Source organism: Kaistia terrae, from assembly GCF_026344005.1.
Classification (GTDB): Bacteria; Pseudomonadota; Alphaproteobacteria; order Rhizobiales; family Kaistiaceae; genus Kaistia; species Kaistia terrae.
The window spans coordinates 234,729-259,207 of record NZ_JAPKNH010000001.1 but is presented as its reverse complement, the minus strand read 5'-3'; the positions used below and the strand labels follow the sequence as shown (position 1 = coordinate 259,207).

Below are 24,479 nucleotides of genomic sequence, written 5' to 3'. Positions count from 1 at the left end.
GCATGCCTATTGCAGGGGTATTGTTTCGACGCAAGCAGATGATCAAAGGTCACGCTCGGCTACTCGCCAAGCCGGCCTACGAAAAGCTTGTCTCGTCCGAGCCGATCCTGCGTCGCTGCATCCCCGTCCTCATCATCCTCTTCCTGCTGATCGTGGCTCTCGCGCGGTTCGTCCAGCTCTACGATCTTCGTATGGAGCGGGAGAACCAGGCACGCGACATGATGGGCATGGTCGCATCCTTCCTCGCCCAGTCGCTTGATCAGGCGGAGGCGGCGCTGCCGACCGACCGCTACCAGATGGCGGTCCAGAACGCGCTCGACAATGTCCTGCCGCAGAGCGCCGCGAATGCCGGTCAGCGCATCTATGTCGCTGACGCCACCGGTCGCGTGATTGCCACCGCGCCGCGCTCGGCCATGGAGGAAGATCGCAACTTCACCGAGATCGTCAGCGGCGCGCAGCCGCTGGTCATTTTCGGGGACCGCGCCGGCGTGCTCAAGGTCGACATCGACGGCGACCAGCCTGCTTTCGCCACACTGCGCCACCTGAGCGGCCGCCTCGGCTTCGTTGCCGTCGCGACGCCCCTGCCCGCGATCTATCGCGACTGGCGCGCCGACGTTTCGCTCAACGTCTCCGTCTTTGTCGGCACCAGCGGCATCCTGCTGGTCATCCTCTACGGCTACTTCTCGCAGTCGGCCCGCGCCCAGGAAGCCGACATCATCTACCAGGAGACCTATGACCGCTTCGACACGGCGCTGCGCCGCGGCCGATGTGGGCTTTGGGACTGGGATGTCGCCCGGGGGCGCCTGTTCTGGTCGAAGTCGATGTTCGAGCTTTTGGGGTTACCACCGCGAGACACGCTGCTCGGTTTCGGCGAAATCAACGAGTTGGTCCATCCCGAGGATGGCGACCTGATGAACCTCGTCGAGGCGCTCTACGACGCCAACGAGACGACGGTCGACCGCATGTTCCGCATGCGCAAGGCTGACGGCAGCTATGTCTGGCTGCGCATCCGCGTTGAACTGGTCGATGCCGACGGCACCGAGCCGCACCTGATCGGCATCGCCGTCGACGTGACCGACCAGATGCGCCTGGCCGAAAGCTCGCGCACCGCCGACATCCGCCTGCGCGACGCCATCGAGACGATTTCCGAAGCCTTCGTGCTGTGGGACACGGAAAACCGTCTTGTGATGTGCAATTCGAAGTACCAGCAACTGCACGGAATTCCGAACTCTGCCCTGGAGGCCGGCACTCCCTATGCGCAGGTCATCGCCGCCGGCCAGCAGCCGGTTGTGCGGGCGCAGGTCCCGAATGAGGGCCGCGCCGAGGAAGGCGCCCGTTCGTTCGAGGCACAGCTGAATGACGGCCGCTGGCTCCAGATCAGCGAACGTCGGACCAAGGATGGCGGCTTCGTGTCGGTCGGCACCGACATCACCACCATCAAGCGCCACGAGGAAAAGCTGATCGACGGCGAGCGCCGCCTGATGGCGACCATCGCGGACCTGCGCCAGTCGCGCCAGAAGCTGGAGCAGCAGGCGCAGGAGATGGTCGATCTCGCCGAGCGCTATTCGGAGCAGAAGGATCGCGCCGAGGCCGCCAACCGGACCAAGTCCGAGTTCCTGGCCAATATCAGCCACGAGTTGCGTACGCCGCTCAACGCCATCATCGGCTTCTCGGAGATCATGCAGTCGGGCCTGTTCGGGCCGCTCGGTTCGCCGAAATACGGCGAGTACTGCCAGGACATCAACGCCAGCGGCAACTTCCTGCTCAACGTCATCAACGACGTGCTGGACATGGCCCGCATCGAGGCCGGCCGCATCACGCTCGACATGGAGCCGCTGATGCTGGACGAGATCGTCGACGAGGCGGCCCGCGTCATGTCGCCGGAAGCGTCCGCCCGCAAGGTCGTGATCGAAGCCGACCTCGAAGGCGCGCTCGGCCTCCATGCCGACCGCCGCGCGGTCAAGCAGATGGTGTTGAACCTTCTCTCGAATGCCGTGAAGTTCACGCCGGAGAACGGCCACATCAGCGTCCGCGCCCGCAAGATCGGCAGCGCCGTGACCCTGACCATCGAAGACAATGGCATCGGCATTCCGAAGGAAGCGCTGAAGAAGCTCGGCCGGCCGTTCGAACAGGTGCAGAACCAGTTCACCAAGAGCCACAAGGGCTCCGGCCTCGGCCTGGCCATCACGCGCTCACTGGCCGAGCTGCATGGCGGCGCGATGCGCATCCGCAGCCAGGAGGGCAAGGGCACGATCGTCTCGATCCGCCTGCCGCTGCTGCAGACCGCCCAGCTGGAGCCGCCGACCGGTGCGTCGGCCGGCGTCGCTCTCAGGCTCGGGGCTTCCGCCGAACCTTCCCGATAATCCGCTCGAAAGAGGCGCGGACATCCTTCTGGGTCGCCTGGACGTGAGCGTCCAGCGTCGCGAAATCAGGCAGTTCGCCCGCCCGAGACAGCAGATCCAGCAAGCCGCGTGGCGCTTCGCTCGCCTTGAACGGTCCCTCGACGCAAAGCCGCAGGATCAGCACCAGACGCTGGTAGAGGCGCAACGCCGTCAGCAGGATTTCCGCCTCGGTTGCGGGAAGCAGTCCGGTCCGCGACGCCGCCGCCAACACCGTCTCCGTCTCGACGTCGAGGATCTCGGGATGGGATGTGCCGTGGACCAGTTGCAGGTATTGCGCGATAAACTCGATGTCGACCTGGCCGCCCGGCACCTGCTTCAGATCCCACGGCCCCTCGGCCGTTTTTTCCTCTTCCAGCAGCGCCCGCATCTCCAGCACATCGCGCGTCACCTTCTTGGGATCATGCGGCGCGGACAGGATGGCGCGGATGTTCTCCTGGGCCTCGGCGATCAGCGTTGCGTCGCCATGGATCGGCCGAGCCCGGGTCAGCGCCATATGCTCCCAGGTCCAGGCTTCCTTGGTCTGATACTCGACGAAGGAGCGGATATGGGTGGCGAGCGGACCGGAATTGCCGGAAGGGCGCAGCCGGAAATCGACCTCGTAGAGCGAACCCTCGGCGGTCGGCGCGGAAATGGCGGCGATCAGGCGCTGGGTCAGGCGGGCGTAGTACTGGCTGCCCGATAGAGGACGGGGGCCATCCGAGCCGGTTTCCGTCTCGGCAAAATCATAAAGCAGGATCAGGTCGAGATCGGACGAGGCCGTCATCTCGCGCCCGCCAAACTTCCCCATCGCCAGCAGCGCAATGCGACTCTTGGCGATGCGGCCATGCTGCGCTTCGAGAGCCGCCTTGACGTGATCGAACAGGGTCGAGACGAGCAGATCGGCGAGATCGGAATAAGCAATGCCGGCGGCGCGCGTGCTGACGGAACCGACGATAACGCGCACGCCGATGAGGAAGCCCTGCTCCTTACCGAAGATGCGGGCGCGGTCGAGCACGTCCTCCAGCGACACCGCCTCGGCCAGCATATTCCTGAGCCGTTCCGTCAGCGTCTGCTTATCGGGCAAGCGCCCAAAGAAGGCCGGATCGAGCACGGCGTCCAGAACATGCGGGCGCGCCGTGACAATTTCGGCCAGGCGCGGCGCGGTTCCCATGATCGTGGCGAGCAAATTCAGCAGGCCGGGATTGGAACCGAGCAGCGCAAAAAGCTGAACGCCGGCGGGCAGGCGGGCGAGGAAGCGGTCAAAGGCATTGAAGGCCGCGTCGGCATTGTCGGTGGTGGCAAAGGCCTCGAGCAGCGCTGGCGTGATCTCCGTCAGCCGTTCGCGCGCGGCAGCCGAGCGCATCGCAGGATAGCGGCCGAAGTGCCAGCCGCGGATCGTCCGGCTGACCTCGTGCGGATTCTTGTAGCCGAGGCTTCCGAGCGTCGCGACGGTCTCCGGGTCCTCGTCGTCGCCGGTGAAGACGAGGCTGCCAAGGGTCGAAGACAGCGACGGCGCCGCCTCGAACAGCTGGATGTAATGGTCGCGCACCGTTTCCAGCGTATCGACCAGGGCCTTGGAGAAGGCCTTCACCGTCTTGAAGCCCATCAGTCGGGCGATGACATCCAGCTCTTCTTCGCTATCCGGCAGCGTATGGGTCTGCTCGTCGGCGATCATCTGCAATCGGTGCTCGATCGCCCGCAGGAAGCGATAGCAGCGCGCCATGTCCTCGGCCGCCTCGTCCGCGATCCAGCCCTTCTCCCTGAGGATCTCCAGCATGTCGAGCGTGCGACGGCCGCGCAGTTCGCGGTCGCGTCCACCGGCGATCAATTGCTGGGTCTGGACGAAGAACTCGATCTCGCGAATGCCGCCGCGCCCCAACTTGATGTTGTGGCCAGCGACGGCGACCGAGTCATGGCCGCGATGATCGTGGATCTGGCGCTTGATCGAATGGATGTCGGCAATGGCGGCGAAATCGAGATATTTGCGCCAGATGAAGGGGGCCAGTTCCGCCAGAAAGGCGTCGCCGTCCTCGATGTCGCCGGCGAAAGGCCGCGCCTTGATCATGGCGGCGCGTTCCCAGTTCTGGCCTCTCGCCTCGTAATAGAGGAAGGCGGCCAGCGTCGAGATCGCGACCTGCGTCGAGCCAGGATCCGGCCGCAGGCGAAGATCGGTACGGAACACGTAGCCGTCGCTCGTCCGCTCCTGCAGGATTTTCACCAGCCGCCGCGTCATCTTGACGAACAACGCGCCGATCTCGTCGCGATCGGCCACCTGCGCCCGCTCGGGATCGAACAGGACGATCAGGTCGATGTCGCTTGAATAGTTGAGCTCGCGCGCGCCGCACTTGCCCATGCCGAGAAGGATCCAGCCCGAGCTACGCGATGGCTCTTCCGGGTGCTTCAGTGTCAGCTTGCCGGCCGCGTGCGCGTCCGCGAGCAGGAAGTCGACCGTGGCGCTGACCGCGGCCTCGGCAAAGGCCGTCAACGCGCCGGTGACGCGCTCAACCGGCCAGATGCCGCCGAGATCGGCAAGGCCCACCAGCAGCGCCACTTCGGCGCGCGCCTGACGCAAACGCGTCATCAGAGCCGCCTCGTCGGTATCGCGCCAGTATCCTGCGACCTCCCCCATCAACCGGGAAAAATGCTCGTCCGGATCGCTGGCGAGGATGGCGACCAGGCGCGTCGCGTCCGAGCGGGCAATCTCGCGCAGGAAGGGCGAAGCGTCAAACACGGCAGCCAGAAACGAACCGAGTTGCTTGTCGGCCTGCAACAGCTCGGCCAGGGCCGGTCCGACACCAGCGTCCTTGGCCTCGGCCTGCAGATCGCCGAGAATCTCGCGGGAGCGCGCGGCTTTTGGCGGACGGATATCGGTCTTTATGGATGTGGCAAGCGATGAACCGATAAACGGGGCCGTCGATCGGGACTGAGTTGCTTCCATCATCCGGTCCTTCAGGTCTCCGCCGGAAAGCGCAACGTGACGACAAGTCCCGGCCCGGCATCGCTCATGGCGACCGTACCATGGTGGAGCTTCACGACCGCATCGACAAGGCTGAGCCCGAGGCCGCTGCCCGGCTGTGAACGACTCTTTTCAAGTCGGACAAAGCGCTGCAGCACGTGATGACGTTCCGATTCCGGAATTCCGGGACCATTGTCCGCGACAGAGACGACAATCTCGTTGTCGACCTGCCGCGCCTCGACCGCAATCGTCGGATTTGGCTCGGCCGGATCACCGCTCGCCACATATTTGATGGCGTTGTCGAGGAGGTTGGTCAGCGCCTGGCTGATCAGCTCGCGGCTGCCATGAAGCGGCAGCGGTCCTTCGGCGGAGATCGTCAGCGCAACGCCCGCCTCTTCCGCGACCGGCTCGTAGAACTCGACGACATCGGCGGCGATCTGCGCCATATCGAGCGGCCCCAGGGCGCCATCCGGCGATCCGGCCTCGACGCGCGCGATCATCAGCAGCGCATTGAAGGTGCGAATGAGCTGGTCGGATTCCTCGATGGTCGCTTCGAGCGCCGTCCGATAGGTCTCGACCTCGGCCGGTCCGGCCAGCGTTGCCTCGACACGGGTGCGCAGCCGCGTGAGCGGCGTCTTCAGATCATGCGCGATGTTGTCGGAAACGTCCTTCAGACCGTGCAGCAGATGCACGATCCGATCGAGCATGGCGTTGAGGTTTTCGGCCAGACGATCGAACTCATCGCCGGCCGGGGTCACTTCCAGCCGGCCGGAAAGATCGCCGGCCATGATCTGGCGGCTGGTCGCGGTAACCGAATCGATCCGCTTCAGCACGCGCCGACTGACGAAGAACCACGACACCAGCGCCAGGAAGATCAGCAGCACGACGGCGCTGATCATGGCCTTGCCGATCACCTCGCGGATGCGCTCGATCTCGCTGATGTCGCGACCGACCAGCATGCGGAAATTGTTCGGCAGCGGCAGCACCTGCACCATGGCGATGTGATGCGTCTTCTCGCCTTCGAGCCGCTTGTAGGGGATCGTCACCGGGTCGAGGCCGCTGAGCTTCAGCAGGGCCGCCGGCACCTCGGTGACATTGCCGGCAACGACCCGCCCCTGTGAATCGGTCACGACATAGAGGCTGGCGCCGGGAATGCGGCTGCGCTGCTCGATGGCGGCGACGATGCCGGTCATGCCGCTGCGCAGTCCCTCATCGGCCAGCACGCCGATCTCGGCCTCGATGGTGTCGCGGACCTGCTGCGTCAGGAAGTGATCGGTCTCGCGCGTGATCCAGCCGACAAAGGCGATGGCGAATACCGAGAAGACCACGAAATAGATCGCAGACAGCTTGAACGCCGTCGTGCGGACAACCTTACCGAACCCCGTCACGAACCATGTATCCCGCACCGCGAACCGTATGCAGCAGCGGTTCGGAGAAACCCTTGTCGATCTTGGAGCGCAGCCTGGAGATATGGACGTCGATGACGTTCGTCTGAGGATCGAAGTGATAGTCCCAGACGTTCTCGAGCAGCATGGTGCGCGTCACGACCTGGCCCGCATGCTTCATGAGATATTCGAGCAGGCGGAACTCGCGCGGCTGCAGGGGAATGTTGATGTCGCCGCGCTTGACCAGATGGCTAAGGCGGTCAAGCTCCAGTTCGCCGACCTTCAGCAACGTCTCCGCTTCGCCCGGCTTGCGACGGCGCGCCAGAACTTCGATGCGGGCGAGCAGTTCGGAGAAGGCATAGGGCTTGGCGAGGTAGTCGTCGCCGCCGGCCCTGAGGCCGGTTACGCGGTCATCGACCTGGCCGAGCGCCGAGAGGATAAGCACGGGCGTGTCGTTGCCCTTGCGCCGCGTTTCCTCGACCAGCGTCAGCCCGTCCTTCTTGGGAAGCATACGGTCGACGACGATGACGTCGTATTTGTTGGTATCGACGAGAAACGCGCCTTCCTCGCCGTCGGCGGCGTGGTCCGGCACATGGCCTGCCTCCCGCAACGCTTTGACGAGATAACTGGCGGTCTCACGATCATCTTCGACAAGCAGGATTCGCATGGCGTGACGTTAGCCGCTTTTCGCAATTGGGGGCAGAATGTCGTGACCATAAAAAAGAGGCAGGCGGGATATCTCCCGCCTGCCGAGGCCCAGAGGAAACGCTGAGGGGCTCACCAACGCTCCCCGGGGCTTTCAGGCGGAGGGCTTAGGCCTTCCCGAAGGGGAGAGCCACGAAGCGCGTCTGATCGCCGGACTTGACCCGCATCAACACTGCCTTCATGCCCTGCTTCTTAGCATCGACGACCTCACGCTCGACGTCGCCGGGACGCGTGACCTCACTGCCACCGACGGCGAGAATGATGTCGCCGGTCTGGATGCCCTGCTCCGCAGCCGATCCATCCGGATCAACATCGGAGACGACGACGCCCTTGCCGTCCGGCGCTGCGGTCAGCGAAAGGCCGAGATCGGCAACCGAAGCCGTCTTGTCCTCGGCCTGCTTGGCGCTCGCCTGCTTCTCGGAACCCGGCAGCTTGCCGAGCTTGACGCTGACTTCCTCAGGCTTGCCGCCGCGCCAGATGCCGAGCTTCACCGTGGTGTCCGGCGAGTAGCCGGCGATGATCTGGGCCAGGTTGCGGGCGTCATCGACGGTCTTGCCGTCAACCGTCAGGATCGCGTCACCGGACTTGATGCCGGCGGCCAGTGCGGGACCGTCTTCCTGCGGCTCGCTGACGAGCGCGCCCTTGGCTTCCTTCAGGTTCAGGCTGTCGGCGATTTCCTGGCTGACCGGCTGGATCTGGACGCCGAGCCAGCCGCGAACGACCTCGCCGTGGTTCTTCAGGTCCTTGATGACACGCTCGGCGGTCGCTGCCGGAATGTCGAAGGCGATGCCGACGCTGCCGCCCGACGGCGAATAGATGGCGGTGTTGATGCCAATCACTTCGCCGGCCTGGTTGAAGGTCGGACCACCGGAGTTGCCCTTGTTCACCGAAGCGTCGATCTGGATGAAGTCGTCATACGGACCGGCGCCGATCTCACGGCCGAGAGCCGAGACGATACCGGCCGTCACGCTGCCGCCGAGACCGAACGGATTGCCGACGGCCACGACCCAGTCGCCGACGCGGGAAGTGCCCTTGGCGAATTCGACATAGGTGAACTTCGCGGCGTCATCGACCTTCAGAAGCGCGAGATCGGTCTTCTCGTCGGTGCCGATCAGGCGGGCGCTGAATTCCTTGCCGTCCGAATTGCTGACGGTGAATTCCGTGGCGCCGTCAACGACGTGGTTGTTGGTGACGACGTAGCCGTCCTCGGAGATGAAGAAGCCGGAGCCGAGACCAATGGACTGGCGCTGCTTGGGACGCTGCGTCCGGTTCGGAGCCTTGCCCTCGGGGCCGCGCTGCTGATCCTGGAACTGACGGAAGAAGCGCTCCATCGGCGAGCCGGGCGGGAACTGGTCGGCATTCGGGAAGCCGTCGGCCGAAGCTTCGTCGGCGGCGGTCATCGTCGACTTGACGCGAACGCTGACGACGGCGGGCTTCACCTTGTCGACGAGGTCGGCAAACGAGGGGAGCTGCTGCTGCGGCTGGACGCGCACGGCCTCGGCATATGCCGGGGTCTGGGAGCTGACCACGGCCTGACCCGCAATGCCGCCAACGATCAGGGCGGCGAGCGCCGTGCCGAGCAAGGCGCGGCTGCGCAGCCTGGTCTGGGTGGACTTCGGAGCGGGATTCTGTTCGGTCATGATTATCTCCGTCACGTATTTCAAGGCAAGCAGCGCGGGGGGCTACTGCTCATACGTCGGAGAATGGAGCACCGAAGATTACAGCGCTCTGTCACCATCATGAAAGGTTGGTAATGTTGGCCGATGCCTATTCTTCGCGCGCCAGGAGCGCTTCGACCCGGGCCTCTTCGTCCCGCGTCAGGCTGGTCGCGGGCAATGCCGCGCGACGGCGACGGAACAGGCCGAAGGACAGCACGCCGCCGATGACCAGCAGCGTCGGCGCCGCGCCCCAAAGCACGATCGTATGCCAGGTCAGGCGGGGCTTCAGCAGCACATATTCGCCGTAGCGGTCGACCAGGAACGACTTGATCTGGTCGTCGCTGTCGCCCGCCACCAGCCGCTCGCGCACCAGCACCCGCAGGTCGTGCGCGATGGTGGCGTCGGAATCGTCGATCGACTGGCTCTGGCAGACCAGGCAGCGCAGCTCAACCGAAAGCGCACGAGCCCGCGCCTCCAACGCCGGATCCTTGAGGATCTCGTCCGGCCGTACGGCGAAGGCCGGCAGCGCTGAAACGATCAGGACGAGGGCAAGCAGGAGGCGACGCATGGGGCTACTCCGCCGGAATGGCGAGCGAGCGCCGGGCAGGCTTCGGCGCCCCGACGCGCAACCGCCGGTCGGAGAGCGACAGCACGCCGCCGGCCGTCATGATCAGTGAACCGAGCCAGATCAACGCGACCAGCGTCTTCCAGTAGACGCGCACCACGGTCGAGCCGTCGGCTGCGATATCGCCAACGGAGACGTAAAGCTGCGAGAAGCCGAACGTCTTGATCGCCGATTCCGTCGTCGGCATGTTCTGCACGGTGTAGATCCGCTTCTCCGGCTCGAGGACGGCGACCAGATTGCCGCCCTCGCGTACCGAGAAGCGGACGCCGGTACCGGTAAAGGTGCCGCCGCTAATCGGCACGAAGCCGTCCATGGTCAGTGTGCGCCCATCGATCGTCATCGACTGGCCGGGCTTCAACGAGGCGATCGTCTCGCTTTGCCAGGCCGTGGCGCCGATGACGCCAAGCACGGTAACGCCGACGCCGAAATGGGCCACCATCGTGCCCCAGGCCGAGCGTGGCAGGCCTGCGCCACGACGCCAGCTTTCGGCCAGACTGGCGCGGCCGAGCTTGATGCGGAAGGCGATTTCCGACAGCGCTCCGACCATCAGCCAGACGGCAAGCGCGACGCCGAACAACGCCAGCGCCGAAGGCGTGCCCATCAGCGCGAGGCCGACGATCATCACCGCCATCGCAGCGCCAAAGGCAAACAGCAGGCGCTGGCCGGCAGCGACGATATCGCCGCGCTTCCACGCCAGCATCGGCCCGAACGGCACGGCAATCAGGAGCGGCACCATCATCGGGCCGAAAGTCATGTCGAAGAACGGTGCGCCGACCGAGATTTTCTCGCCGGTGATCGCTTCAAGCGCGAGCGGATAGAGCGTGCCGACCAGCACGGTGGCGCAGGCGGCCGTAAGGAGCAGGTTGTTCAGGACCAGAGCACCCTCGCGGCTGATCGGCGCGAACAGGCCGCCCTGGCTGAGCGTGCCGGCGCGAGCGGCGAACAACGAGAAGGCGCCGCCGATGAAGACGCACAGGATGCAGAGAATGAAGATGCCGCGCGTCGGGTCGGTGGCGAAGGCATGCACCGAGGTCAGCACACCGGACCGCACCAGGAACGTACCGAGCAGCGACAGCGAGAAGGTCAGGATGGCGAGCAGGATCGTCCAGATCTTCAGCGCCTCGCGCTTCTCCATAACGATCGCCGAATGCAGCAGCGCGGTGGCGGCGAGCCACGGCATGAAGCTGGCATTCTCGACCGGATCCCAGAACCACCAGCCGCCCCAGCCGAGCTCGTAATAGGCCCAGTAGGAGCCCATGGCGATGCCGAGCGTCAGGAAGCACCAGGCTGCCAGTGTCCACGGCCGGACCCAGCGCGCCCATGCCGCGTCAATGCGGCCATCGATGAGGGCGGCGATGGCAAAGGCGAAGGAGATCGAGCAGCCAACATAGCCGAGATAGAGCAGCGGCGGATGGATCGCGAGGCCGACATCCTGCAGGACGGGATTGAGATCCCGCCCCTGGAACGGCGCTGGATTGAGCCGCAGGAACGGATTGGAAGCGACGAGGATAAACAGCAGAAAGGCGGCGCTGATCCACGACTGGACCGCCAGCACGAGCGCCTTCAGCTTCAAAGGAAGATTGTCACTGAAGAGCGCGACCAGGCCGCCAAACAGCACCAGGATGAGAGCCCAGAGCAGCATCGAGCCCTCGTGGTTCCCCCAGACGCCTGAGATCTTGTAGAGCAGCGGCTTCAGGGTGTGCGAATTCTCGACGACGTTCTGGACGGAAAAGTCGGAGACGACATAGGCGTAAGTCAGCGCGCCGAAACTCATGGCGACGAAGACAAACTGGGCGATCGAGGTGGTCGAGGCGATCGTCATCAGCCGCTCGTCGCCGCGCAGCGCACCCCAAAACGGCAAGGTGCCGCCCGCAAGCGCCAGGATCAGCGCCAGAACGAGTGCGTAGTGTCCGAGTTCGACGATCATGGGTTCCCCGCCTGCGGCGCAGCGCCGTCTTCCGGACGCCATTCGCCACTCTGCTTCAGAGCCTCGACGACTTCCTTCGGCATATAGGTTTCGTCATGCTTGGCGAGAACGGTATCTGCAATGAAGACGCCATTGGCATCGACCTTGCCCTCTGCCACGACGCCCTGCCCCTCGCGGAACAGGTCCGGCACGATGCCGACGTACCGCGCCTGCAGGCTCGACTTGCCATCGGTCACCGCGAAGCGGACGAGCCCATCGGCCTCCTTGACGACGCTGCCGACCTCGACCAGGCCGCCAAGTCGCACGCGCTGTTCGGGCGACGGCCGGTTGGCCAGCACGTCCGAGGGCGATGTGAAGAAGGTGATGCCGTCCGATAGAGCGAAGAGCACGAGCCCGACCGCGCTCGCCAGCACGATTCCGGCAAGGCTGATGAGGGTCAGGCGGCGCTGCTTACGCGTCATGTCGAACGATCAATCCTTGCCAATGCCAATATCGTGCGCCGACTTCTCGACCACCGCGAGAAGGTCCGGCTTTTCGATCAGCTGGTTCCTCGCCCGCGCGAGCGACGCCTTGGCGTCATCCGTCCGACCCAAGACCATGTAGGCGCGGAAAAGGCGCTCCCATCCAGTCGTATCCGTCGGATCGGCCTCGAGCTTCGCGGCGAGCCCGGCGACCATGCCGTTGATCATCTGCTCACGCTCGACCGGGCTTTGCTCGGCAGCGGCGGCGACATCTTCGGCAGTCGGACCCGGAGCGGCAGGGGCGCCGGGCGCGTCCGGCGGAACGGTCGATGTCGGTTGCAGCTTCGCCAGCTCGGCGCGGGCGGACGCAAGCCACGGCGCATCGGCCGGCGTCGTCGCGATCAGCGCGTTCCAGGCGGCGATGGCCTCGTCCTTGCTGCCGGACTGGCCGAGCGACAAGGCGAGGTAGAAGCGGGCGCGAGGCTCGTCCGGGTCGAATTTCAGCGCCTTGTCGAAGGCGGCGCGGGCATCCTCGGTAACGACATCGCCGCTCGCCCGCGTCAGCGCCTCGCCGTAAAGCGATTCGCGCTCGGCGGTGGACCCGAGCAGTCGCTTGGCATTGCCCAGCGCGCGCACGGCGTCATCATAGCGTCCGAGCCGCATGTAGATCGGCGAGAGGATTTCCCAGCCGCGCCCGTCCTCGGGATTGGCGGCGAGGTGCGCCTCAACCTTGGCGATCAGTTCGTCAACGCCGCCCTGCCCGCTCTCCTGGGCCTGCCGGCTGGCGAACGGGCTGTCGGGCAATAGCGGCGAGCCGACATAGAGATAGGCGCCGATGGCGATCAAGGGGATGGCGACGACGGCGATGAGGCGCTCGATGCGGTAGGCCTGCGGCGCGGAAGGAGTACCAGAGCCTGCGGCATCGCTGTTGAGCAACCGACGGGAGATCTCGATGCGCGCGGCCTCGGCTTCGCCCTCGCCGATCAGGCCGCGCTCGCGGTCGCGTGCCAGTTCATCGAGCTGATCGCGATAGATCGAGCGCGCGGCGCCCGCATTGGCCGAGGTGGCACGGGTCGGCCTGCCCAGGGGAATGAGCACGGCAAGCGAGGCGGCGACCGTCAACACGGCCATGGCGATCCAAAGAAGCATGATCTGTTCCTGGACGCGTTCTAGCCTGTCAGCCGCGACGGCGCACGACGCATTCTGTCGCGGCGGGAACCCGAGTCTCCCAGCGGTGGGGTCAGCTTATCGGTCGCCAGGCGCCATTATCCTGACGGCAGGCCGTGCCTCGGGCGACCTGCGGCTCGCCACCGGTCCAGATCCGGTGCGTATAATCGCGGCAATCATAGTTGTTCACGCGATAGCGTGGCCCCGGAACAACCTCGCCGCGATACCCTTCGCGGCCACCGCTCCAGACAACGGGCGAACCAGGCCGCCCCGAATCGAGCGCATGGAATTCGGCCTCTTCGGCACGCTGGCGATCGCGGTCATCGAGTCCGCGGCCGATCGACTGGCCGGCAACACCGCCGACCAGCGCGCCTGCCGCCGTCGGGGCAACACGACCGCCGCCCATCGTGCCAACGCCCTCATTCGGACCCGTGCTGACACAGCCGGCCAGGGTGGCGCCCATCGCGCCCAAGACAAACAAACCACCAAGCCGCATGTTCAAATACCTCGTATGCCCGCACGATTCGCACGGACAGCACCCCAAACACGGGATCGCACATCCAACACCAGCATGGCGGAAATACGGACCCACGCCAACTCAGCTCATGCCGACGGACGTCCTGCCAATTATGCCGCCGGCAGTCGGACTTCGGCGCGCAATCCCCCGAGCGGCGAGCGATCCATCTCGAACGCGCCGTCATAAAGCGCCGCCAGATCGGTGACGATCGAGAGGCCTAGGCCCGAGCCCGGCTTGCTCTCGTCGAGGCGCTTGCCGCGTCGGGTCGCCTCCAGCATTTCTTCCGCCGTCAGGCCCTGCCCATCATCGTCGACGCGGACGATCAGCGAGCCGTCCAAATCCTCGGCAGCGGGAATGTAAGCGACCTCGATGGCGACCTTCGAGCTTGCCCATTTGCAGGCATTATCGACCAGATTGCCGATCATCTCCTCGAGATCCTGCTGCTCGCCCCGGAAGCGGGCGGCCTCGGCAACATGGAGGTCGATGGTCAGGCCGCGATCTTCATGGATCCGGCGCATGGCGCGGACGAGACGCGTGAGCACAGGCTCGACCTCCGTCACGGCGCCGATCACCTGCGAGCGCGCCGCGATACGGGCACGATCGAGATGGTGGTTGATCTGCATCCGCATGATCTCGGCCTGCTCGCCGACCTTCGAGGCCAGCTTGCCCTGATCCGAACGCGCCTCGTTGGTGATGACGGAAAGCGGCGTTTTCAACGCATGCGCCAGATTGCCGACATGGGTGCGCGCCCGCTCGATGATCTGCTGGTTGGAGTGCATCAGCGCGTTGAGTTCCTTGGCGAGCGGCTCGATCTCGGCCGGGAACGGACCATCAAGGCTCTGCTCCTTGCCGCTTCGAAGCGCCGCCAGTCCGCGCCGGACCTGATCGAGCGGTCGTAATCCCCAGCGGATCTGGAACGCCGTCGAGGCGACGAGGCCGATGCCGAAGACCGCCAGCGTCAGCGCCACGCTGGTTCGGAAGTCGGCGATCTCCTCCTGCAACTCCGACGCATTGCCGGCGACCAGCACGTCGTAGCGATGGTCGACATCGAAGGTGATCGTCCGCTGCAAGACGCGCAGCTGCTGCTTGTCCGGCCCTTCCATCGTCGCGCGTTCGACGCCGTCGACGGAGCTGCGGGACGTCGCATTGGCGAGGTCCAGCGTATCGGTGGACAGCGAGCGCGAGGCGAGCAGCACGGCGCCGTTGGCCTGACGTATCTGCCAGTACCAACCGGAATAGATCAGCTCGAAACGCTGTTCGCCTAGATTGCCGGGGTCGCCCAGTTGGCCAGGCGGCTGGGTCGCGAGGTTGCCGACCAGCGTTTTCAGATAGACGGAAAGTCGCTCGTCAAAGGCGCGCTCGACCGTGTCGCGGTAAAGCGAGGTCAGGATCACGCCGGCCACGACCAGCGCCACGGCGCTCCAGAGCGACGCGCCGGCGATCAGCCGAAACGCGAGCGAATGGACCCGCATGTCAGTCGGCGCCGCCGGCCGAGGCCGTTCCTGGCGAGACGATCCGGTAGCCGAGGCCGCGCACGGTTTCGATCAGATCGCCGGAAACCTTCTTGCGCAAGCGACCAACAAACACTTCGATCGTATTGGAATCGCGATCGAAATCCTGATCGTAGAGATGCTCGATCAACTCGGTGCGCGACACGACACGGTCGCGATGGTGCATCAGATATTCGAGCACCTTGTATTCATGCGCGGTGAGTTTCACCGGGTTGCCATCGACGGTGACGCGGCCGGATTTGGTATCGATGCGGACGGGGCCGCATTCGATCTCGTTGGTGGCATGGCCGGCGGCGCGGCGCACCAGCGCGCGGATGCGGGCCAGCACTTCTTCGATGTGGAAAGGCTTGGCGACATAGTCGTCGGCGCCGGCATCGATGCCCTGCACCTTGTCGCTCCAGCGGTCACGCGCCGTGAGGATCAGCACAGGCATCTTCCGGCCGGCGCGGCGCCAGGCTTCCAGCACGCTGATGCCATCCATGCGCGGCAGGCCGATATCGAGCACGACCGCGTCATAGGGTTCGGTATCGCCCAGGAAATGACCGTCCTCGCCATCCTTGGCCGAATCGACGACATAGCCCGCCGTCTTCAGGGCCTCGGTGAGCTGGCGGCTCAGATCCGGATCGTCTTCAACGACGAGAATTCGCATTGCTTTGGAGCCAATCATCCATTCGCGGCGGGTGCTGTTTCAGCGCCCCATGATCGAACCGGTGCGGGCATCGACGCGCACGCGCTTCACTTCGCCGCCATTGCCCAAGACATTGACGACATAGACGAGGCGATTGCCGGCTTTGCAGAGCTGGGCCGAAACCACTTCACCACCATCGCCCGCCAATGAACCACGGATTTCGCTCAAAGATATGGCGTCACCCTTCTGCACAGCCTGCCGCGCCTCGCCCTGCGACAGGCATGAGTCGCCATACGCTGCTGTCGGACCATATTGGGGGGATCCGAACCAGACGAAGATGGCCGCCAGGAAGATGATTACGATGAAGTTCTTCGACATGCGCCTTTCCTAAGCGCCTTGATATGAACACGACCTGAATGCTGACAACTTTTGCGCGAACTCTATCACTTTCCAAGCAGAATCGCGCGGGCCCGCCAGCGGCCGTAAAGTGTCAGTCCCGCGCCCGCCAGCGTACCGATCGCCACCGCGACCTCTCCCAGCGACGCCTGATCCTCGGCCGAGATCGCATGGCCAAGACCAAATCCCAGAATCGGTGCCAGCGCTGCGATGATTGCGCCCCAGGTGACGCGGGAAGCGTACCACGGCTCCGCGTTCGCGACATGGATCACGGCGGGATCGGCGATGATCTCCTCGACGATCGCCTTGGTGATGCGCGGCGCCATGTCCCGGCTCAGCGGATTGTCGGCGCGACCGACCATCCGGTTCACAGCGCCTTCCAGCGCGCCAAGCACGATATCGACTGGATTGAGCGTGGGCAGCCGGATCATCATGACCTCCTGAGACGGATGAGGGAGCGGATCTCGTCGCGATATCGCCAGGCAACAAGGTTCAGCGCCGCGATGGCGACGAACACCACCGCGAGAACAATCCCGTTCGGCAGCAACGACGGATCGGGGATGGAGCCCTCGACCTGAACCGCGACCGCGCCGCCGGTTGCCAGCGTTCCGCCGGCGGCCGTGGCGGCGAGCCCCTTGCGCGCCGCAAGCACCCGCGCGATTTGCGCCAACGTCGCGGGGCCGACGATCCCGTCGACGGTCAGGTTCGGATGGGAAGCCTGGAACGCGCGAACAGCCTTCTCCGTCGAGGCGCCGAAGACGCCATCAACCGGGCCACCCCACAGTCCGGCACGGACGAGATCGTCCTGCAGGGCGCGAACCGCTTCGCCTTCATCGCCCCGCCGAAGCCCGCCGAACGCCTGGCCCGGCACGGTGCGTCGACCGTCGAGGATCAGGTCCGCCTCGCGCGCGCGGCGGCGGGTCAGGCCCGCGATCACGCGGCCGCCGGCCTTGTTCCAGGCAGCGAGACCACTTCGCGCTGCGCCCTTGTCGCCGCTACGCCAGGCTTTCACCCACGAGGCGCGTTCGATGGCGCCGGTGTTGAAATGAAACGACACCGCGCCATCGAAGGCATGCGCCGGCGCTCCGGGCATGACCTTGGCGACGGCGGGCTCATAGCCGCTGGCCAGGGCGCGGACGAGAAGCTTCCGGCTCTCCGCCTTGGTGAGCGTCATTCCCGCCTTGGGCACGACGACGCCGGATGCCGCCGTCAGGCCGACGCCGATGGTCCAGACACCCGCCACGTCGCGATAGGCGCGCAGCACATCTCCTTCTTCGGCGATGAGCTGTTCGAGCCCCGCCGGACTGATTTCCGCCATGCCGATACCTCGCGCCGAACTGATGCAAATAATTCCTGAAACGCACCGAATTGTCGGGAACCAAGTCCACACGGCCGGGTTGATGTCTCGAGATGCCCAGGCACCTCGCTCCCGGCCCCAAAGCCGGAAGGAGCCCGCCGCTTATCCCCCCCCAGCGGCGGGCTCATTTTTTCCCCGACGACTTTCTTGGTCAGTACGTGGCGATCGTTGCGCCGACATCGGCAAGCTGTGCCTGCCCCGTCTCGGCGCGATGCTGCCGCAAGCGGATCGTTGACGTATCGCCGGCGACCAGCGACCTCGCGGATCCCGATGTTTTCGTCCGCTCCAGCCAGAAACGGGTCGTTTCCTGCGTGTTGAAATCGACGGGTTCCACCACTCCGCCGCGTGGCCCATCCCCCAGGCTGTCGTGTGCCTCGGTGCCAAGGCACCAGAGCCGCGAGGCGCTATTGGAAACGACATTCGCGCCGAAATTGTCGTGATAGCGCCCGCCGACATCGATGCCGGTCAGGCCGTCATGGCTGGTCAGCCCGTTGTTGGACTGGCTCTCGTAGCGGCCATTGCCATAGGCACGGCAATCGATCGTCAGGTGATACAGCGACGGCGTGCCGCCCTGCCCCCAATGAAGGTTGAAGCCGTCCTTGGCATTCGAGGCCGCGACACAGCGCACGAAGGCGACGAGCCCAGTGGTGTCGAACACGCGAAACCCGTCATAGAGGTGGCTGGGGCCGCCGGCATAGCGGGCCGAGCAATCGACGAAGACGAGCGACCGCGTCGCCACGCCCTGAACAAAGACGCCGCCATTCGCTCCGCCCTGGAAATCGAAGCCCTCCAGGTAGGCGGACTTTGCCGTGCCATCGAGCACGAAGGCATCGACGACCAGCAGCACGCGCGTCGTGGCATTGGTCGGCGCGACGCCATCGGCGCGATGGACGTAGAGCGTACCGCCGACCTGCGCCCACGAGCCCGCCGTCGCGTTGCAGGCGGAGGCATCTGTCACGCGGACCAGTTCCGCCGGCTCGCCGAATCCGTTGGCATGGGCCAGATCGAGCACGGCGGTGACATTGGAGCGGGCGACCGCATAGCAATTGCCGTAGGTGGCGTCTGGCGAGCCGGACCAGCCGAGATCGCCTCCGGCCCAGCAGGTGACGCGACCGCCGACAGCGCGATAGGCCGCCGGTTGCGTCGGGATCACCATCGGGCCGCTATTGGTAAAGCTGTTGGCGCGGGAATAGACGCCGGCCCTCACCGACACATGAAACGGCACGCCGCCGGCATTGCCGAGCTGGGTGGCGACGAAGATCGACTTGACCGCCGCGCCCCAACTGGTGCCGGGATTGCCGTCATTGCCGGTGGCGATATCGACGAAATATTCCGGACCGGCGAGCGCCGCCGCCGCATGGGTCTCCGGCTTGAAGTCGGTCACGAAGCGGCCGCCGCGCCGACGGACAGCCAGCGGATAATCCGCGAAGGGAAAGCCGAGGCCGGAAGGCGGCGCCACCCGTCGCCCGGCGCTTCCCGCGCCGGACAAGCCAAGACCGGGCATCCGCATCAGATCCACCCGACAACGGTCGCCGTCGTGCCGGTCGCCAGCACGCGGACGGCGCGGATCGGCAGGATATCGCCGGCATAGCGGCTGTAGGTGACGTCCGTCCCCGCCTCGTCGCGCAGGACAGCATCGCCATCGGTCTGGAACACCAGCGCGCGCGGCCGGATGGCGAGATCGGCGCTGTTCGACGGGGTGATGGCGAAATGGCGCGTCGCCGGACCCGAAAGGCCCGACGCCGCCCCAGCAAAGGGATCGCTCATGATGATCTCCGTGAGGTTGGTGGTTTCGTTTGTTTGGCCGCGTGCGCCACCCACGCCGCGCTCCATCCCCAAGCCCACTCTCGCCGTCATCCTCGCGAAAGCGAGGATCCATGCAGCCGGGCTTACGGGAGGTCGGCCGCCGAGAGTCCTTCGAAACTCCCAAGGCTTCGGATGAATGGATCCTCGCTTTCGCGAGGATGACGCCGAGCCGGGAGCGAGAACGAGACGGCGGATCTGGGGTCAAACGCTCGTCCAACCCGCCGCTTTCAGCACCAGTAGCGTCTCGCTCGCCTTGTCATAAGCCAGCCAGCCGATCTGCGGTGTCGCGAACCACCAGGCGCCATCGGCGAAGACGGCGAGATCGCCGCCCCGCCCGGTCCAATCGCCTGTCGGGCTGGCCCCTAACAAGTGGCGCTCGCCCTGGACCGGCGAACCGGGTGGTGCAATCGCAGCAACCGACTCGACAGCGAGGTGCACGAGCCCGTCGAGGCGACGCAGCGCCCCATTATGGGTGACGTGCTTTTGGGCCTGCGACGGCGCCAGAAAGGGAAGCGCCAGATGCGCGGACTGATCAGCCATGGACGAGGACCTCCGTTGCAATTCCTGGCCCCGCCGTTGCGCTCCGTTGCGCCACGCGGGCGGTAAAATCGGCGTCCGGCGCGCTCAGTCTCGCGGCGAGATCCACGGCGGAAAGCGTCAGTGTGGGTGTCGTCGTGTCGAAGCTGGCCCGGAGCGTCGTGCCCTCCCAAAGTTCAATCCGGTAGGCCTCCGAAACCTCGCCGAGCGGGACTTCGACCGCCTCCCAGCCATCGCCCCCGATCCGCGTCTGACGGATCCAGCTGAGCGCAACATCGCCGGCCGCATCGCGGCGACCGCGAAGATGCGCCGGCGCAAAGGGCAGCAACGCCCGGCCGGCGATGACAAACTCCTGCGACGAAAAGCGGTCGGGATCATAGGCAATTGCCAGCGGCCCGGCCCGAAGCGTGCGGGCGAGACCGATTTCTGCCGGATTGAGATCCAGCAAGGGCGTCGCCGCATTGATCAGGACAAAGCGCGCGCCGGCCGGATGACCCAGCGCCGCAAGATCCGACGTGCCGCCCTGCCCGCGCAGCAGCCCCCAGACCCGCCAGCGCCCATCCCCAACAAGCTCCGCGGAACGGAACTGAATGACTTCAAACCCATCCGCCTCGCTGCCAATTGCCGCGATGTTGCGACCGTTCAGGACCGCCTCTTCCGGCAGGCTCGCCAGCGCTCCGGCCGGGAGAGCGACGTCAAAAATGGTCGCGGTGTCCCAGCGTCCAACCGGCCCGGGCGGCACGCTGGCCGCAATTCTGCCCATCACCGCGCGTTGCGGAAGGATCTGGCGCAGCGGAAAGCCGGAACTCGCCGAACCGATCGAGATGCCAAACGCGCCCGGCCAGGGATCGGCGAACAGGGCGATCCGCGCCGCCGCGCCGCTCTCGGTCGCCACCAGCGACGGCAGATCGAGGATGACGACGTCTGGCGGACCGGGATCGGCCGACGCGTCCGGCATGCCGCCGACCAGGCCCGCGGTCGGGACGCCGGAGCCGAACGGATCGACCGTCCTGCCCTCGATGCGCCGCGCCAGCCCATCTTCTACCTTGGTGACGCGAAAGCTGATCTGTCCTTCGGGCCGGACCAGCGTCACGACATCGGCCGGCTCGATCGCCAGCCTGCGATCCGTCAACGCCAGCGACACCGTCTCGCGGCCATCCCAGATTTCCTGCAGGCGTTGATCGGCCAGCGCCACGGCGAGCGCGTCGTCCGTGACAATGCCGGTCGAAAGCGCAGCCTGCCGGCGTCTCGCCGCTTCCAGCCGACGCGAGGCGATGACCCGGTCGCGATAATCGCTCGCGCCGTCGATGAAGCCGAAGGCAAGCTCGGCCGGCAACTCCGTCTCCTGCGCCCGGCGAATGGCGAGAAGCGGCTGCTCGCCTTCCTCGACGAGATCGGCGCTCGTCAGCGCCAGCCTTGGCAATCCGCGCCTGACGAAGCGAACGACCTCGCCCGATTCCGCCGCCTCGAAACCGAGCGCCTCAGCCAGTCCCTGCAAAGCCTGCCGAGCCGAACCGAGACGGGCGATGACAAAGCCATCGACCAGCCCCTCGAGATCGCCGATGCGATAGGGCTCGAAACCATAGTCCCCTAGGATGCGCTCGATCAGCCGGATCGTCGTCAGATTGCCGAGCCGGCCGTTCAGCCAATGGCCGGTCTGCCAGTTGCCGCCATCCGACCAGACATCGGTTCGCTGCGGGAAGGCCGGAAACGGTCGCGCATCCCAGGACCAAACATAGGTCCGGGTGGCGTCGACCATGCGTCCGCCATAGATGGGCGAAACCGGATTGTGGCTCGAGGAAAAATCGGGCGAAGCAGGATCCCAATAGCCGAGCACGGCGGCGAGAAAGCGCTCCTGCATCAGTGCATCGCGGCTGCCATTGGAAAAATGCGGCAGCAGAGAGCCGCCGACCTTTGGATCGGGAAAGACGTTCGGCTCGTTGGCGCCCTTGTCGATCGCGGCGCAGCCGATCTCGGTGAACCAGATCGGCTTTGATCGCGGCGTCCAGTCTGTGGCAGTCGCCGCCTCGACGCCGCCCGGACGGTCGAAATGTTCGTTCGACCACCAGCCGACGAGATCCTTGTAGCGAAACACCCAGGGTTTTCCGGCTCCGCCGTCGGTGATGGGCGAGCGAACCTGCGCGAGCCGGTCGGCGTCGCTGGCATAATACCAGTCGAAGCCCTCGCTGCCGGCGATGTTGGCGCGCAGATAATCGACATCGCGACCGCTTTCGGCCGTCGCCGCATCGAGATGATCGTAGCCGTCGCGCCAGTCGGACAAGGGCACATAGCTGTCGATGCCGATCGCGTCGATGGCCGCATCGGCCCAGAGCGGGTCGAGATGGAAGTTTACGTCACCGGAGCCGTCGCCCGGCTGGTGGCCAAAATACTCGCTCCAATCGGCGGCATAAGTGATCTTCGCCGCCGGCAGGATGACCCGGACATCGGCCGCCAGCGCGCGGAGTGCTGCGACAAACGGATAGGTCGAGGCGTCGGAGCGCAGCGTGGTCAGCCCGCGCAATTCCGAACCGATGAGGAAGGCATCAACGCCGCCGGCCGCCTTGCAGAGGTTTGCCGCGTGCAGGACCATCCGCCGGTAGGTCCATTCATCCGGGCCGGAATAATGCACAGCGCCGCCCGAGACGGAAAAATCCGTCCGCGCCGCCGTGCCGACAAAAGCGGCAATCTCGGTTGCGGCCACAGAGGTCTGGTCCGGCGTCCCCGGCCGACCCGGCGCGATTGAAGCGGTGATCTCGCCGCGCCAAGGATAGGCGGGCTGGGTCGCATCCCAGTAGGGATGCGGCAGGTCGTTATCGGCCGGGATGTCCATCATCAGGAACGGATAAAAGGTGACGGCGATGCCGCGCGCCTTCAGGTCCAGGATGGCACGAATGACGCTGGCGTCGGATGGCGTGCCGCCAAAAGCCGGGCGGTCGTCGATGCGGCTGACCGCCCTCGCCCCGGCGCGTGAAAGGCCGGCGACATGCCACGAGGTCGGGCTCGTAACAGTCGAAAAATCTTCGATGCGGGGCGCGACCGTGCAATGGCCGGCGCGAAGATCGTCACCGAACCAGGAGACGGCGAGCGCTGCTCGCTCGAGATTGGGGCAAAGCGCCTGCAATTCGTCGATCGAGGCTTCCCAATCGGTGCGCGCGCCGTCGACATGGCGGTTGATCGTGACCCGGCGGCCCGGCCCCTTCGAGGTGTAGACGGGCAGCGGGTCATAGGCGAATTCCGACGCGCCGGGGATGATGACGACCGCGCGGATCTCGTCCTCGACGCCGCCAACCGGCCGGAACACTTCAAAGGCAAGCTGCGGCAGCCGGTTGCCGAAATCGCCGATCGGCAGGCGCTCGAACACCACCATCGCCGTGCCGCGATAGGCGGGAGTTCCGGCCGCGCCCTGCCTCGCCTCGATCAGGCTGTCGGCCGGCTGGTCGTCATGGCCGAGGTGCACGCGATGATGCAGGTCGGCGAGATTGATCAATTCGCCATCGGCCCAGACACGGCCGATGCGGGCAATCGGCCCCTCGCAGATCCCGACCGCGAAATTGGCATAGTAGGAATAGGTGGTGACCGTCGGCCCGCCCTTGCCGCCCTCCTCTTCCTTCACTTCCTGAAACCGCGTCGCCCAGATCACCTGCCCCGCCAGCCGGGCGCGGCCATAGACGCGGGGGATCGGCGTGCCTTCCTCCGAGCGCTGTACCGAGAGATCGGAAAGGCGTGGCCCCTCTATGTTCTGGCCAAACAGGGTCTGGTCGACGGCATAGCCGGCCATGGCGCCGACGGCGCCGCCGAGGATCGCGCCGACCGGCCCGAACAGACCGCCAATCGCGGCGCCGGCCGCCTGCAGAACGAGCGTTGCCATCAGTCGGTCACTCCGGGAAAGCGGAAGGTGAAGGCGGCGCGCCGCCGCCACCAGGGCGACAGGGCAGCGGTGGCGACGGAAGCGCCGTCATGGGCATGAAGGAAGCTATCCGGCGCAATCAGGATCGCCGCATGCTTGGCCGGCAGTCCCGTTCGCCAGCGAAACAGCAGCAGGTCGCCGGTCCTGGCCTCATCAAGAGGGACAGGTGGCATGTGCCGCCCGGCCGCCTCGGCCAAGGTGTCGACGCCGCGCGCCTCGGCCCAATCGGCAGTGTAGGCCGGCATCGCCTCGGGCTCGTCGCCATAGAGCTCGCGCCAGACGCCGCGCACGAGACCGAGGCAGTCGCAGCCAACGCCCTTCAGCGAAGCCTGATGCCGATAAGGCGTGCCGAGCCAGGCCATGGCCGTGGCGACGATGGCTTGGCGGGATATTTCGGTCATGGGGACCTCGCGGTGCGCCGTCTTTCACCCTCCGGCGTCATCCCGGGCGGAGACCCGGGATCCATTCAGCCGGGTTCAGGGGCGCTTCGGATGCCTGCGCCTCGGCTGTATGGATCCCCGCTTTCGCGGGGATGACGGAGAGTTGGGTGGAGGA

The 24,479-nt window shown here is 65.7% G+C and carries 20 protein-coding genes; 1 reads left to right on the top strand and 19 read right to left on the bottom strand.

Features of this window, described 5'->3' with window-relative positions; all coding sequences use genetic code 11:
• Positions 1 to 38: 38 nt before the first annotated feature.
• On the top strand, positions 39 to 2,363 hold the full coding sequence (locus OSH12_RS01300) for a PAS domain-containing sensor histidine kinase (protein WP_266341693.1): 2,325 nt from the start codon (positions 39 to 41) through the stop codon (positions 2,361 to 2,363).
• On the opposite strand, the gene OSH12_RS01295 is transcribed toward OSH12_RS01300, so the two are convergent.
• The 19 genes from OSH12_RS01295 to OSH12_RS01205 form a co-directional block, all read right to left on the bottom strand.
• Positions 2,329 to 5,319: a bifunctional [glutamine synthetase] adenylyltransferase/[glutamine synthetase]-adenylyl-L-tyrosine phosphorylase gene (locus tag OSH12_RS01295; protein ID WP_380224343.1), complete on the bottom strand. Its 2,991-nt coding sequence runs from the start codon at positions 5,317 to 5,319 to the stop codon at positions 2,329 to 2,331. The two genes, OSH12_RS01300 and OSH12_RS01295, sit on opposite strands and share 35 nt — an antisense overlap.
• Before the next feature lie 11 nt (positions 5,320 to 5,330).
• Entirely contained in the window at positions 5,331 to 6,725 is a 1,395-nt protein-coding gene (locus OSH12_RS01290; RefSeq protein WP_266341691.1) for an ATP-binding protein, read from the bottom strand.
• The gene (locus OSH12_RS01285; RefSeq protein ID WP_266341690.1) at positions 6,709 to 7,389 is read right to left on the bottom strand and encodes a response regulator transcription factor; all 681 of its coding nucleotides are present in this window, start codon (positions 7,387 to 7,389) and stop codon (positions 6,709 to 6,711) included. The genes OSH12_RS01290 and OSH12_RS01285 overlap by 17 nt, the downstream gene beginning before the upstream one ends.
• Before the next feature lie 145 nt (positions 7,390 to 7,534).
• The gene (locus tag OSH12_RS01280) at positions 7,535 to 9,067 is read right to left on the bottom strand and encodes a Do family serine endopeptidase (protein ID WP_266341689.1); all 1,533 of its coding nucleotides are present in this window, start codon (positions 9,065 to 9,067) and stop codon (positions 7,535 to 7,537) included.
• Positions 9,068 to 9,194: 127 nt separating this feature from the next.
• Positions 9,195 to 9,653 carry a cytochrome c-type biogenesis protein gene (locus tag OSH12_RS01275; protein WP_266341688.1) on the bottom strand — a complete coding sequence of 153 codons (459 nt, stop codon included), beginning with the start codon at positions 9,651 to 9,653 and terminating at the stop codon, positions 9,195 to 9,197.
• A gap of 4 nt (positions 9,654 to 9,657) precedes the next feature.
• The gene (locus OSH12_RS01270) at positions 9,658 to 11,637 is read right to left on the bottom strand and encodes a heme lyase CcmF/NrfE family subunit (protein WP_266341687.1); all 1,980 of its coding nucleotides are present in this window, start codon (positions 11,635 to 11,637) and stop codon (positions 9,658 to 9,660) included.
• Positions 11,634 to 12,098, bottom strand: coding sequence for a cytochrome c maturation protein CcmE (gene ccmE / locus OSH12_RS01265; protein WP_266341686.1), 465 nt, complete (start codon positions 12,096 to 12,098; stop codon positions 11,634 to 11,636). The genes OSH12_RS01270 and ccmE overlap by 4 nt, the downstream gene beginning before the upstream one ends.
• A 9-nt stretch (positions 12,099 to 12,107) precedes the next feature.
• Entirely contained in the window at positions 12,108 to 13,247 is a 1,140-nt protein-coding gene (gene ccmI / locus OSH12_RS01260) for a c-type cytochrome biogenesis protein CcmI (RefSeq protein ID WP_266341685.1), read from the bottom strand.
• Between the two features lie 91 nt (positions 13,248 to 13,338).
• A complete protein-coding gene (locus OSH12_RS01255) occupies positions 13,339 to 13,761 on the bottom strand; it encodes a hypothetical protein (RefSeq protein ID WP_266341684.1) in 423 nt (140 codons plus the stop codon).
• A 131-nt stretch (positions 13,762 to 13,892) separates the two neighbouring features.
• Entirely contained in the window at positions 13,893 to 15,254 is a 1,362-nt protein-coding gene (locus OSH12_RS01250; protein ID WP_266341683.1) for an ATP-binding protein, read from the bottom strand.
• Between the two features lies 1 nt (position 15,255).
• Positions 15,256 to 15,942 (bottom strand): response regulator transcription factor, encoded by a 687-nt coding sequence (locus OSH12_RS01245; protein ID WP_266341682.1) that lies wholly within the window; start codon positions 15,940 to 15,942, stop codon positions 15,256 to 15,258.
• 39 nt (positions 15,943 to 15,981) lie between these two features.
• The gene (locus OSH12_RS01240; protein ID WP_266341680.1) at positions 15,982 to 16,299 is read right to left on the bottom strand and encodes a PepSY domain-containing protein; all 318 of its coding nucleotides are present in this window, start codon (positions 16,297 to 16,299) and stop codon (positions 15,982 to 15,984) included.
• Positions 16,300 to 16,364: 65 nt separating this feature from the next.
• Entirely contained in the window at positions 16,365 to 16,751 is a 387-nt protein-coding gene (locus OSH12_RS01235) for a hypothetical protein (protein WP_266341678.1), read from the bottom strand.
• Complete coding sequence (locus tag OSH12_RS01230; RefSeq protein ID WP_266341677.1) at positions 16,748 to 17,635, bottom strand: glycoside hydrolase family protein; 888 nt, start codon at positions 17,633 to 17,635, stop codon at positions 16,748 to 16,750. The genes OSH12_RS01235 and OSH12_RS01230 overlap by 4 nt, the downstream gene beginning before the upstream one ends.
• Before the next feature lie 190 nt (positions 17,636 to 17,825).
• The gene (locus OSH12_RS01225) at positions 17,826 to 19,184 is read right to left on the bottom strand and encodes a hypothetical protein (protein WP_266341676.1); all 1,359 of its coding nucleotides are present in this window, start codon (positions 19,182 to 19,184) and stop codon (positions 17,826 to 17,828) included.
• Positions 19,184 to 19,441 carry a spike base protein, RCAP_Rcc01079 family gene (locus OSH12_RS01220; RefSeq protein ID WP_266341675.1) on the bottom strand — a complete coding sequence of 86 codons (258 nt, stop codon included), beginning with the start codon at positions 19,439 to 19,441 and terminating at the stop codon, positions 19,184 to 19,186. Before OSH12_RS01220 ends, OSH12_RS01225 begins: the two co-directional genes overlap by 1 nt.
• Positions 19,442 to 19,681: 240 nt before the next feature.
• The gene (locus tag OSH12_RS01215; RefSeq protein ID WP_266341674.1) at positions 19,682 to 20,020 is read right to left on the bottom strand and encodes a DUF2793 domain-containing protein; all 339 of its coding nucleotides are present in this window, start codon (positions 20,018 to 20,020) and stop codon (positions 19,682 to 19,684) included.
• On the bottom strand, positions 20,013 to 23,885 hold the full coding sequence (locus OSH12_RS01210; protein WP_266341673.1) for a baseplate multidomain protein megatron: 3,873 nt from the start codon (positions 23,883 to 23,885) through the stop codon (positions 20,013 to 20,015). The genes OSH12_RS01215 and OSH12_RS01210 overlap by 8 nt, the downstream gene beginning before the upstream one ends.
• Positions 23,885 to 24,325, bottom strand: coding sequence for an NlpC/P60 family protein (locus OSH12_RS01205; RefSeq protein ID WP_266341672.1), 441 nt, complete (start codon positions 24,323 to 24,325; stop codon positions 23,885 to 23,887). Before OSH12_RS01205 ends, OSH12_RS01210 begins: the two co-directional genes overlap by 1 nt.
• Positions 24,326 to 24,479: the final 154 nt, after the last annotated feature.

Bases quoted from the DNA above. Each gene is read 5' to 3' on its own strand.
- OSH12_RS01220 (WP_266341675.1), bottom strand. From the start codon at position 19,441: ATGAGCGATCCCTTTGCTGGGGCGGCGTCGGGCCTTTCGGGTCCGGCG.
- OSH12_RS01275 (WP_266341688.1), bottom strand. From the start codon at position 9,653: ATGCGTCGCCTCCTGCTTGCCCTCGTCCTGATCGTTTCAGCGCTGCCG.
- OSH12_RS01215 (WP_266341674.1), bottom strand. From the start codon at position 20,020: ATGGCTGATCAGTCCGCGCATCTGGCGCTTCCCTTTCTGGCGCCGTCG.
- OSH12_RS01235 (WP_266341678.1), bottom strand. From the start codon at position 16,751: ATGATGATCCGGCTGCCCACGCTCAATCCAGTCGATATCGTGCTTGGC.
- OSH12_RS01285 (WP_266341690.1), bottom strand. From the start codon at position 7,389: ATGCGAATCCTGCTTGTCGAAGATGATCGTGAGACCGCCAGTTATCTC.
- ccmI (WP_266341685.1), bottom strand. From the start codon at position 13,247: ATGCTTCTTTGGATCGCCATGGCCGTGTTGACGGTCGCCGCCTCGCTT.
- OSH12_RS01280 (WP_266341689.1), bottom strand. From the start codon at position 9,067: ATGACCGAACAGAATCCCGCTCCGAAGTCCACCCAGACCAGGCTGCGC.
- OSH12_RS01225 (WP_266341676.1), bottom strand. From the start codon at position 19,184: ATGCGGATGCCCGGTCTTGGCTTGTCCGGCGCGGGAAGCGCCGGGCGA.
- OSH12_RS01210 (WP_266341673.1), bottom strand. From the start codon at position 23,885: ATGGCAACGCTCGTTCTGCAGGCGGCCGGCGCCGCGATTGGCGGTCTG.
- OSH12_RS01250 (WP_266341683.1), bottom strand. From the start codon at position 15,254: ATGCGGGTCCATTCGCTCGCGTTTCGGCTGATCGCCGGCGCGTCGCTC.
- OSH12_RS01295 (WP_380224343.1), bottom strand. From the start codon at position 5,319: ATGGAAGCAACTCAGTCCCGATCGACGGCCCCGTTTATCGGTTCATCG.
- OSH12_RS01255 (WP_266341684.1), bottom strand. From the start codon at position 13,761: ATGCGGCTTGGTGGTTTGTTTGTCTTGGGCGCGATGGGCGCCACCCTG.
- OSH12_RS01270 (WP_266341687.1), bottom strand. From the start codon at position 11,637: ATGATCGTCGAACTCGGACACTACGCACTCGTTCTGGCGCTGATCCTG.
- OSH12_RS01245 (WP_266341682.1), bottom strand. From the start codon at position 15,942: ATGCGAATTCTCGTCGTTGAAGACGATCCGGATCTGAGCCGCCAGCTC.
- OSH12_RS01240 (WP_266341680.1), bottom strand. From the start codon at position 16,299: ATGTCGAAGAACTTCATCGTAATCATCTTCCTGGCGGCCATCTTCGTC.
- OSH12_RS01300 (WP_266341693.1), top strand. From the start codon at position 39: ATGATCAAAGGTCACGCTCGGCTACTCGCCAAGCCGGCCTACGAAAAG.
- OSH12_RS01205 (WP_266341672.1), bottom strand. From the start codon at position 24,325: ATGACCGAAATATCCCGCCAAGCCATCGTCGCCACGGCCATGGCCTGG.
- OSH12_RS01230 (WP_266341677.1), bottom strand. From the start codon at position 17,635: ATGGCGGAAATCAGTCCGGCGGGGCTCGAACAGCTCATCGCCGAAGAA.
- ccmE (WP_266341686.1), bottom strand. From the start codon at position 12,098: ATGACGCGTAAGCAGCGCCGCCTGACCCTCATCAGCCTTGCCGGAATC.